This is a genomic window from bacterium (assembly GCA_035528375.1).
Taxonomy (GTDB): domain Bacteria; phylum RBG-13-66-14; class RBG-13-66-14; order RBG-13-66-14; family RBG-13-66-14; genus RBG-13-66-14.
On sequence record DATKYS010000075.1, the window covers coordinates 1 to 10,801 of the forward strand.

General features: G+C 64.4%; 10 protein-coding genes. 7 read left to right on the plus strand and 3 right to left on the minus strand.

Going from position 1 to position 10,801, the window contains the following annotated elements; genetic code table 11:
- Positions 1–372: 372 nt before the first annotated feature.
- On the minus strand, positions 373–1,584 hold the full coding sequence (locus VM054_06100) for a putative manganese transporter (protein ID HUT98629.1): 1,212 nt from the start codon (positions 1,582–1,584) through the stop codon (positions 373–375).
- A gap of 80 nt (positions 1,585–1,664) precedes the next feature.
- Between VM054_06100 and VM054_06105 the strand changes: the two genes are divergently transcribed.
- Positions 1,665–2,819: an MFS transporter gene (locus VM054_06105; protein HUT98630.1), complete on the plus strand. Its 1,155-nt coding sequence runs from the start codon at positions 1,665–1,667 to the stop codon at positions 2,817–2,819.
- A 131-nt stretch (positions 2,820–2,950) separates the two neighbouring features.
- Positions 2,951–3,631, plus strand: coding sequence for a TetR/AcrR family transcriptional regulator (locus VM054_06110; GenBank protein HUT98631.1), 681 nt, complete (start codon positions 2,951–2,953; stop codon positions 3,629–3,631).
- 17 nt (positions 3,632–3,648) lie between these two features.
- Here the strand turns inward: VM054_06110 and VM054_06115 are convergent, their stop codons facing one another.
- A complete protein-coding gene (locus VM054_06115) occupies positions 3,649–4,026 on the minus strand; it encodes a septal ring lytic transglycosylase RlpA family protein (protein HUT98632.1) in 378 nt (125 codons plus the stop codon).
- Positions 4,023–5,069 carry a glycosyltransferase family 9 protein gene (locus tag VM054_06120; GenBank protein HUT98633.1) on the minus strand — a complete coding sequence of 349 codons (1,047 nt, stop codon included), beginning with the start codon at positions 5,067–5,069 and terminating at the stop codon, positions 4,023–4,025. Before VM054_06120 ends, VM054_06115 begins: the two co-directional genes overlap by 4 nt.
- Positions 5,070–5,162: 93 nt before the next feature.
- On the opposite strand from VM054_06120, the gene VM054_06125 reads away from it, so the two are divergent.
- The 5 genes from VM054_06125 (at position 5,163) to VM054_06145 (ending at position 10,280) form a co-directional block, all read left to right on the plus strand.
- A complete protein-coding gene (locus VM054_06125) occupies positions 5,163–5,888 on the plus strand; it encodes an ABC transporter ATP-binding protein (protein HUT98634.1) in 726 nt (241 codons plus the stop codon).
- Positions 5,885–7,246: an FtsX-like permease family protein gene (locus VM054_06130; protein ID HUT98635.1), complete on the plus strand. Its 1,362-nt coding sequence runs from the start codon at positions 5,885–5,887 to the stop codon at positions 7,244–7,246. The genes VM054_06125 and VM054_06130 overlap by 4 nt, the downstream gene beginning before the upstream one ends.
- Positions 7,247–7,297: 51 nt before the next feature.
- On the plus strand, positions 7,298–8,650 hold the full coding sequence (locus VM054_06135; protein ID HUT98636.1) for an FtsX-like permease family protein: 1,353 nt from the start codon (positions 7,298–7,300) through the stop codon (positions 8,648–8,650).
- An 11-nt stretch (positions 8,651–8,661) separates the two neighbouring features.
- On the plus strand, positions 8,662–9,393 hold the full coding sequence (locus tag VM054_06140; GenBank protein ID HUT98637.1) for an outer membrane lipoprotein-sorting protein: 732 nt from the start codon (positions 8,662–8,664) through the stop codon (positions 9,391–9,393).
- A 101-nt stretch (positions 9,394–9,494) separates the two neighbouring features.
- Positions 9,495–10,280 carry a zinc ribbon domain-containing protein gene (locus tag VM054_06145; protein ID HUT98638.1) on the plus strand — a complete coding sequence of 262 codons (786 nt, stop codon included), beginning with the start codon at positions 9,495–9,497 and terminating at the stop codon, positions 10,278–10,280.
- The last annotated feature ends 521 nt before the right edge of the window (positions 10,281–10,801 follow it).

The following is a 10,801-nucleotide window of genomic DNA, read 5'->3' on the forward strand; positions in this document are numbered from 1 at the left end:
CTCAAGCCGAATCCCTTCAGGGGGGGGGGCCTCCCGGGCGGGTACAGCCTGTTCTTGAATAATGATGAGGTCTTCGAGAGCAGCGCCTACGTGGGCCTGGCGGTGTATTTCGGGATGCCGTAGGGCCGGGCGATATCTCACTTGTCGTAGGGGAGGGTGTCCACACCCTCCCGTTTTCGGGCGACCTTGGACGGTCGTCCCTACGTCTCAATCACAAGCTAGCCTCGCAGGGGCCGACCGACCGGTCAGCCCATTTTTTAGGTGCCCTCACCCAGGCTTGATTAAAAAACGTAGGGCGGGGATTCCCATCCCCGCCGCTTCGACCTTACCCTCACCCCAACCCTCTCCCTAAAAGGGAGAGGGGGCGCGACGTCACGGCACGGCCAGCGGCGCGGCCATGAAACCGGGTAAGAAGTAATTGAAGGCCAGGCCCACCACGATCGCAGGCACCGTGGTCACCAGCGTCGCCAGGAAGGCGCTTTTTTTGTGCAGGCTCAACAGCGGGAAGAGGGCGTCGCCGTCCTGGGAGAGCACGTTGGCGATGAGCACGCTGAAGGGGACCATCCCCTGGATGAAGAGGGTGGTGACGACGATCTGCGGGCCGCAGCCGGGGATGAGCCCGATGACCGCCCCGCCGATGACCGCCCACGGTCCGGCGGAGCGCACCAGCGCGGTCATGTCCACCCCGCTCCAGGCGTTGAAGGCGTAGAAGGCGAAGTAAGCCGCGGCGACCCACACCACCACGAAGGCGGTGTCCTCGGCGTTGTGGATGAGCATCTCACGGAAACTCTGGGATTTTTCCTCGTCCTCCTCGTGGGTGTCGTCGCGCAGAAATTTTTTGGCGAAAATCATCCAGGCCAGGCAGACGACGGCGCCGACGATTCCGAAAATCTCGAAGAGGGGGAACCCGAACCAGCCGTCAATCGTCGCAGCCGGTATCTGGAGCATCTGTGACAGGAAGGTGAGGACGAACCCGGCCAGGAAAAGGCCCCAGACGAACCGGAAGAGGTTGTGGGTGATCCGGTAAAAGAGGCTTTTGGGCCTGATGTGCGTCCTTTTGTGCAGGGCGGCCTCCATGCCCGCGGGCTCTGTGTGCTCGAAGCCGGGCAGGAGGCACGCCTCGCCTCTTTGAGCCTGTTCGGTGATGACGGCCATGGCCTCGGTCTCCCTGCCCTTGAGCAGGTTTTTCCCGATACCCAGGGCGTCCACCAGGTATCCGGTGCCGACGCCGACGGCGAAGCTGATGCCGTGGATGACCAGGGCGTGACCCGGCAGGCGGCTGAAGATGACCCAGGAGCTGTCGCCCATGGTGGCCAGGAGGGTGGCGACGACGGTGCCGAAGGTGACGGTCCCGTTGACGAAGAGGGGCATCATGAAGATGGCCCCGCCGCAGCCGGGGGAAACACCCAGAAGCGCACCGAACACGGGCTGCCACCGCCTGAGCTTCCGCATCCCCCGTACGATGCCCCCGGCGGTGCGCACCTCGAGCCAGCCGAAAAGTAGCAGCATCAGCGCCACCCAGGTGCCCACGCTCAGGAAGGCGTCCACGGCGGCGGTCTTCAATATCTGAAAAAATTCGGCCATCCCGCTCCCGCGTCCGTACCGACCCACGAATGACGTAACTATTTTATACTACACCAGTCTCAGGTTGAAAGGGACCCACGATGGGCGACGACAAGAAGCGCAAGCGCATACTGCGGGCCTTTTCGGCCTCCAGCTTCCTCAACGACATGGGCTCGGACATGCTGCTGCCCATCATGCCGCTGTACCTGTTGGGCCTGGGGGCGGGGACCGCCTTCATCGGCTTCCTCGACGGGCTCGGCACGGCCGTCGTCTCCCTGGCGCAACTGGCCTCGGGATACCTGTCGGACCAGCTGGGGCGGCGGAAGGTCTTCATCTGGACGGGCTACCTGGCCGGGGCGCTGGGCAAGCTGGGATTCGGCCTGGCCCGGACCCCGGGGCAGATGATCGGGCCCAAGGTGGTGGACCGGCTGGGCAAGGTCCGCGGCGCGCCCCGGGACGCCATGCTGAGCGACGTTTACGGCGCCGAAAAGAGGGGGTGGGCCTTCGGCGTCCTCCGGGCGATGGACAACGGCGGGGCCTTTACCGGGGCCCTCCTGGCCTGGCTTTTCGTAAATACAATCCCGCTCCGCTGGATTTTCTATATCGCCGCCGTACCGTGCGCCGTCGCGGCCCTGGTCATCCTTCTGACTCTCCCCGAATCCCGCGTGAAACGGGAACCGAAGCGCCTCTCCCTCCGCCTCCTCGACCGTAACAGCCGCCTGTTCCTCCTGTTCGTCTTCGTGGCCTCCCTGGGCCTCTTCTCCTACTCCCTGCTCCTCGTTTACGCCGAAGAAAACGGTGTCCCGCCGGGGATGATCCCGCTCGCGTACCTGGCGATGACCGCCGCGGCCGTTCTGGCCTCCTACCGGGGCGGACGGATGCTGGACCGCATCGGGCGGCGGCCGGTCCTGACCCTGTCACTTTTATCGTTCATCCTGCTCTGCGCGGTCGCCCTCCTCGGACCGTCGGGCTGGTGGTCCATAATTCTGTTGGTCCTCTACGGCCTGTGCACGGGCCTTTTCGAGCCCGCCCTGAGCTGCGCGGCGGTGGAGTTGGTGCCGGCGGAGCTGCGGGGGACCATTCTGGGGGCGACGCGCCTGATGATGGGGCTGGCGGCGCTCCCCGCGAGCTGGCTGGCCGGCTGGCTCTGGGAAACCGTCGGAAGTTGGGCGGCCTTCCTCGTGGCGGGGGTGTTCGTCCTTATTTCACTGTTCATACTGCCGTTCGTAAAATTATCCGGGGGTTCGCACCCGTAAAACGCGCGGCGGCGGCGGTTTTTTCAGGCGTTAAAAAAAATTCCGTCCTCGGCACGTCGTTCAGCTTGACGACCTGGAAACTTCACGCTATAATGGAAACCGATTTAGGTAATTCAAGTTTCGCGGGTTTTATGGACCTCGAAGACATCATCCGCCACACCCGTCAACCGGAAAACGACGACCCCCGCCGCCGTCAGATTCTGGAGGCCGCCGGGCGCCTCTTTTACCGCTACGGCCCCCGCAAGACATCCCTGGACGACATCGCCCGGGAGTGCCGCATCAGCAAGAAGACCATCTACGGCTGCTTCGAGGGCAAGGACGGGCTGGTCCGCGCCGTGCTCTTCGAGCTGGTGTACGAGAAGATTGACTCCGTGCTGTGGGTCTTCGGCGACCTGATTCCGGAGGAATTTCAAAGCCTGGTCCCCGAGCCGGCGGCGAAGCCGTCCATCCGCGGGATGCTCAAGGCCGTCACCGACTTCGCCCAGCGGATGCGGCAGCGCGTCTCCATGCAGATGCTCACCGACCTGCGCACCGACTACCCTGACCTGTGGCGGGAGCTCGTGGCGATGCGCGAACCCTTCGTGCGGGGCGTGGTGGAGATGATCGAACGCGGTCAGCGGGAGGGTGACGTCCATCCTGGGATAAACCCGCTCGTCGCCACCGAGATGCTCTACACGGCCTTCGAATCCCTGTTGAGCTCGCAGTTCTTGAACGCCCGGGAGATCGGCCCGGGCGAGATCGGCGTCAATTTTTTACGCATCGTGAGCCACGGCCTATTGACCGGACCGCCCCCGGAAGGGGAACCGGTATGACACGCCCCTCCGCCGGCCTAACGCAGGACTTCCAGCCTGACGCGGATGACGCCCGCCTCGAGCATCCCGAGCTGTTTTGCCGCGGCGTAGGACAGGTCGAGAATCCTCCCCTCGACCCAGGGCCCCCGGTCGTTTATGCGGACCACCACGCTGCGACCGTTCGCCTCGTTGGTCACCCGCACCCGTGTGCCGAAGGGGAGGCTGCGGTGCGCCGCGGTGTAGCCGTACATGTCAAAGATTTCGCCCGAGGCGGTGGGCCGGCCCTGGAAGTCTCTGCCATACCACGAGGCCATGCCGTACTGGGCACCGCCGGGATACTGCGGCCTCGGCCCGCGGACACAGCCCAGCACCATGAGGATTACGGCGAGCGCGACGAACCGATAAAACCTGTTCACTTCCCCCCTCCGAGGAGCGCAAGACACGCGGCGACGACCCGCTCGGGGTCCAGCTCGGACATGCAGCGATGATGACCCAGGGGACAGACACGGTGACCGTGAAGGCTGCACGGGCGGCACTCCAGGCCCTCGACCCGGACGATGCGGTGGGGCACACCGAAGGGCCAGAATCCGCCCGGAACGCCCGTCGGTCCGAAGACGCAGACCACGGGCGTGCCCAGCGCGCTGCTCATGTATATCGGCCCCGAATCGTTGGCGAGAACCAGGTCCGCCCCGGCGATGACTGCCTTGGCCCGACCGAGGTCCGTCTGTCCCACCAGGGAGGAAAGCCCGGGCGCTCCGCCGCCGATTACGACTCGAGCGGCGTCCATGTCGGCCTTTCCCCCCATCAGGACGACGCTTCCGCCGGTGCGCCGTATCACATCGTGAGCGACGGCGGCGTACCTTTCGGGAGGATACAGCTTAGTTTCCCACAGACTGCCCGGAAAGAGGGCGATGACCGGCCGGCTGAGGCGATCGAAGAGGGCCTCCGCCCACTCCGCGTCACCACCGCCGACACCGAGAACGCCCCGGGGCTCCTCGGACGGCGAAAGGCCCAGCGGCCGGGCCAGATCGCAGATGCGCAGGGTCTCGTGACGGCCGAGGGTGTACTCGACGCGGTGGGTGTAGAGGAAGCCCCAGAGGGTGAATTTCGGCCGAAGTTCCCGGTCCGTAAAGGGAGGGGTATAGGGTCCCTTCGGCGGCCCGTACCCGATACGAACGGGCGCCCGGGTGAGCAGGGCCAGGATTGCGCTGCGCGCCGAGCGGTGAGGCACCAACACGGCGTCGTACCGTCCGCGCAGATCGCGACCCAGGGAGAGGAGCTTGCCCAAACCGGGCTCTCCGCGCTTGTCGTAGACGACGACCCGGTTCAGGTGGGGATGATCGTCCAAGAGAGGGGCCGAAGCGGGGACCACGAGGGCGTCCACCGTCCAGCCGTCCCCGGCGAGGAGTGAGAAGAGCGGCGTGGTAAGCGCCACATCACCCAGGAAAGCGGTGTTCAACACCAGCACCCGACCCTTTACGGCCGAATCACCCATCGGGTTTAGTATAACACGTCACCACAAGGGTTTATAAAAACAACCAAGCGAGAGGATATGGACGCAGTTCTCGAAATCCGGGGCCTTACGAAGAGCTACGAGCTGGGCCACCTGCGCGCTCCGGCGCTGCGCGGCGTGGACCTGACAATCGGGCGGGGCGAGTTCACCGCCCTGGTCGGCCCCTCGGGCTCGGGGAAGACGACGCTGTTGAACATCGCCGGCTGCCTGGACGTCCCCGACGAGGGTCGGGTCATCCTGGCCGGGGAGGAGGTGCAGAACCTCAAGTCCGGCCGCCGGGCCGAGATCCGCGGACGGAGCATCGGCTTCGTCTTCCAGACCTTCAACCTCATCCCCGTGCTGACGGCCAAGGAGAACGCCGAGTACCCTCTCATCCTGGGGGGGCACTACCGGAGGGCCGACGCCCAGGAAAAGGCGAGGCTCAAGAAGCGCCCGGCGGAGCTCCTGACCGAGCTGGGGCTCGCGGAGTACTTAAACCGTCGCCCCAACGACATGTCCGGCGGACAGCGCCAGCGGGTGGCCATCGCCCGGGCCCTGGTCACCGAGCCGGCCGTCGTCCTGGCCGACGAGCCCACCGCCAACCTGGACTCCAGCACCGGCACCGAAATCATGAAGCTCCTGAAGGAGATGAACGAGCGCCACGGGGCCACCTTCCTCTTCGCCACCCACGATCCCCTGGTGATGAGCTTCTGCAGGAGGATCGTCACCCTGACCGACGGCCGCATCTCCGATGACAGGACCCAAGCCGGGGACGGTGGCCGATGAACAACCTGAAGCTGGCCCTCCGTGGCGTGACGCGGAATAAGCGCCGCACCCTCATGACGCTCTCCGCCATCACAATCGCGCTGATGACGATGGTAATTTTAGGCGCCTTCATGGACGGCGCAACCAAACAGACAGAGGACGGAGTAATCGAGATCACGGGGCACGTCCAGCTCTACGCGCCGGGGTACTACGACGAGAGGCGCACCCTTCCCACCGACATCGCCATCGGCGACCTCGACCACACCCTGGCGGAAATCCGGGGGATGGGCGGGGTCGTTGACGTCACGCCCCAGATAAACTTCGGCGGGCTGGCCATCCACGACGAGAAACAGATGACCGGCCTCTTCAGCGGAATCGAGCCAGAATCAGCCGACCGCATCCACGGTTACACGGACAAGGTCACCCAGGGGCGGTATCTCACCGACAACGACGTGGACGGCTGCCTGATCGGCTATCGGTTCGCCGAGCTCCTGGGCATCGGGGTCGGGGACGCGCTCACCTACGTGACTCAGACCTCCTACGGAGCCCTTACCGCCGCCGACCTTACGGTAGTCGGCGTCGTGAAGACGATGAATCCTATGATTGACGAGGCGGGGGTGCTCCTGCGCCTGGAGGATGCCCAGCGGCACATGGAGCTCCCGAACGCCGCCACGGCGATAATCGTCACCGGAGAGGACGCGGACAAATCCGTCGAACTCAAGGAGAGCCTCCTCGCCCTTTTGAACGCCGGTGTCGAGCTCAAAACGGAGCCCCTCCAACCCGTAACCCCGGAAACCGAGGACGTTGTGCCGCTATTCGCGGAGGAGGCTCCCACGGGGGGCTTCGAGGTGCCGGATGAAGTTATCATGGCTCCAACCAAAGAAGGCTTCGAGGGCTACACGTGGTACGAGCTCAACCACCTGATCTTCGATTTAATCAACCAGAAGGACCAGATGCTGGACGTCCTCCGCGCCGTCCTGCTCATCCTTGCGGCGGCCATGATAGCCAACACCATGCTGACCAACGTCTTCGAGCGCACCCGGGAGATCGGGGTAATGATGGCCATGGGGGCCAAGGGACGCCAGGTGCTCCTTGTGTTCCTCGGCGAGGCGGCCGCCCTGGGAATCATCGGCTCACTGGCGGGCGTGGCGCTGGGCGCCGGGATCGGACTCGTTTTACAGAGTGTCGGCATAAACCTGGGCGATGCATACAGCTCCCTGACGAACGTGCCTATGGGCCAGGTCTTCCACCCCCTCGTTGCACCGCTGAGGCTCGTACAATTCTTCCTCCTGGGATTCGTCGTCAGTGTCTTCGCCGGGTTGTACCCCGCGGCCAAGGCCGCTCGGATGCTGCCCACCAAAGCCCTGCGCTTTATCTAACCGGGAGTTTTTTATGAGACGCACGACGGGGCTCAAGAGGGGGTGTGACCGATGAACAATTTCAAGCTCGCCGTCCGCGGCGTGACGCGCAACAAGAGACGCTCCCTGATCACCGTCGCGGCCATTACCGTGGTGCTGATGATGATCGTCGTCACCGACTCCCTCATAGACGGCATGTACCACATGTTGAACGACAAGGCGGTGGAGGCCAGCGGTCACGTGCAGATTTACGCCCCGGGGTACTACGACGAGAAGCGCACTCTGCCCACCGACATCGCCATCGGCCATCTGAACCGGGTCATGGAGACGCTCCGGGACACCGAGGGCGTCGTGGACGTAACGGCCCAGATAACCTTCGGAGGCCTGGCCACCTTCGCGGGAAACGAGATCGGCGGTGTTTTCATCGGTATCGAGCCCGAAGCCGCCGGGCGCATCCACCGCTACTCCGACAAGGTCATGGAGGGTCGGTATCTGGACGAGGGGGACGCGGACGGCTGCCTGATCGGGTACCGTCTGGCCGAGCTGCTGGGCATTAAACTGGGCGACGTGCTCACCGTCGTCACACGGACCGCCTACGGCGCGCTGACCGCCATTGACCTCACCGTCGTGGGGATTGTGGCGACGATGAATTCGATGATAGACGAGGGCGGGGCGCTCATGCTCCTGTCGGACGCGCAGGCGTATCTTGAGCTTCCGGACGCCGCCACCGCCATCATCGTCAACGGCGAGGACCCGATGGAATCCGGGGCGATGGAAGAAAAAGTCCTGGCCGCCCTCACGACTGAAATTGGTATGGTACCTGATACCGGCGGACCCGCCGTCGCGCCAGAGGAATCCTCCACTCTCGCCGGGGAGTTGTCCCCGGAAGGCTCCGGGGAGCCGGAAAAGATCGAATCGCCCACGCGCGAGGGCTTCGAGACCTACACCTGGCAGGAGCTTTCTTACATACTCGTCGAAATGGCGCAAATGCAACAAGGGGTTGTGGGCATCATCCGCGCCATCATGATCATCCTGGCCATGGCGATGATCATCAGCACGATGCTGACCAACGTCTTCGAGCGCACCCGGGAGATCGGAGTGCTGATGGCCATGGGCGCCAAGGGGCGGCAGGTGATGTTGCTGTTCCTGGGGGAGGCGGCCGTGCTGGGCTTCCTGGGCTCCTTCTTCGGGGTGGCAATCGGGACCGGCCTGGGATTGATACTCCAGAACGTGGGCATAGACTTCGGTGAAGGTTTATCCTCCATGATGACTATCCCCATTGACAACGTCATCTACGGCCTGGTGACGCCCGAGATGGTTCTGGGGGCCTTCTTCTTGGGGATCATCGTCAGCGTCATCGCCGGGCTTTACCCCGCCGCAAAGGCCGCCCGGTTGCAGCCGACAAAAGCCCTGCGCTTTATCTAACGAGGGAGACAATGCGACGCCTGACCTTTTTTCTCCTCCTCCTCGCGCTTCCGGGGATGACCGTCACCGCCGAGGAAGTGATCCTGGCCGTGGACGCCAACATGGTCTACGACACGCTCACCGCCGTGGCCAAGATGGAGATAGTCACCCCGGAGGGGGACACGCGCACCAAGCTCATGACCATCATCGCAAGGGGCGCAGACGACGCCCTCATCGAGGTCACGTACCCCCAGCGGGAGGCCGGCACCCGCCAGCTCCGCCTGGGCGACGAGCTGTGGCTCTACATCCCCGCCGAGGACAAGGAGCTCAAGCTGACCGGCAACATGCTGCGGCGCTCCATGCTGGGCAGCGACTACTCCTACGAGGACATGATGTCGCGCCACGAGATCCTGGACGACTACGACGCCGAGCTGGAAGGCACCGAGGATTACCGGGGGCGGAGCTGCTACGTGATTCTGTTGACCGCCAGGCGGCCCGACGTCACCTACCGCACCCAGCGGGTCTGGGTAGACGCCCTGCTTCTGGTGCCGCTGAAGCAGGACATGTTCGCCGCCTCGGGCACGCTTCTAAAAGAATCCACCATGGGCGGCATCGCCCAGTACGGCGACCGCTGGTACCCCACGGTCGTGGTGATGCGCGACCTGGTGCGCGGCTCGGGCAAGACCACGGTGACCATGTCCAACCTCACCTTCGACGTGGTGATACCCGAGGGGACTTTTAGCAAGTCCAACCTGCGCGGTTGACACAGCCCCGGACCGCTGGCATACTCCGATTGAGCTAAAAGGTTCACCCCAAAGGAAGGCAAGGGGTATAAACCCCTTGTCTCCCCCATCCCCCTGGACGCATGGACGCTAAGCGCGACATCTGCCCCAACTGCGGCACCCGGTACGAGGCGGACGGCAAGTTCTGCATCATGTGCGGAACCCCCCGCCCCAAAGGGGACATGGTCTGCCCCTCCTGCGGTGAGCCGATCCGCGAGACGGACATCTTCTGCGGCAACTGCGGCTTCCGCCTGCGCGGCGACGGCTCCAAGGTGCCGGCCCGCCTGGAGCCCGAGGAGGAGGCCAAGCTCCACCACACCCCCACCGACGCGCCCATCACCCTCTCCGAGCTCCTGGCCGTGCCGCCGAAGCTCCCCGACGACGGTCTCATCGTCCGCAAGGCCACCACGGGGGTCAAGTACGGTCCGGGGTCCTTCGAGCGCATCAAGAAGCTCATCCGCAAAGGGGCCATCACCGGGGACGACACCATCGGCACCGGCGACGGGCGCTGGTGGCTCATCAAGGACCACCCCCAGACCTGCGAGCTGGTCGGCGTCGAGGTGGAGGAACCCGAGGAGGTCAAGATTGACCTCGCCGCGCCCCGCATCGAACCGGAGACGAAAAAATCCGTCACCAAGGTGTCCGCGGAAGAGGAGAAGGACCTCCCGCCGCGTCCCGGCCTCATACCGCCCGACAACATCTACATCTACCTCATAGACTCCAAGAAGGAGATGGGGCCGATGAGCTACGCGACCCTGGTCAAGTACATCCGCAACGGAACGCTGGCCAAGCACGATTACATCTACTCGACCAAGAACAAGTGGACCAGCTTCCGCGACCTGTTGAAGGAGGCCGGCGAGGGGGCGTAGCCGGGCCGGGGTAGGCGAGGGGGCGCGTGGGATCGGCGACGGGGGCGGTCATGAAACCCGCTGGTCGCCAGGCGGAACGCGAACAGGGGTCGGCAACGGGACGCGTGGGATCGGCGACGGGGGCTGTTGTGAAGTCGGGGCCGTTCTTTGCGACCGGCGCCTTTTTTTAAGGGGGATTGATAAGGGTGACTGTGAACCCGGCGCCGTCCAATAGAAGACGGGGACCGGCTTTTTTTAAGAAATCACGAAACGGCCCCGGTGGGACAATCCTCCACGGGCCGCTTAAACATCGGTGTAGCCGGCATTCCCCGCTCCGGGGATCCAGGACGGCCTCGTCCGGTCCGGTGTGCTAAAATAGCACCGAATTAAAGCCGTCCGGAGAGGTTGGCGTGTACTGTCCCGCCTGCGGCAAGGAAAACCCCGATCACGCGCGCTTCTGCCGCCATTGCGGTACGCGGATGCCCGACCTGGCCACGGAGACCACCACCGACGCCGACCTCGAGCTCATCGAGGGCGCCAGT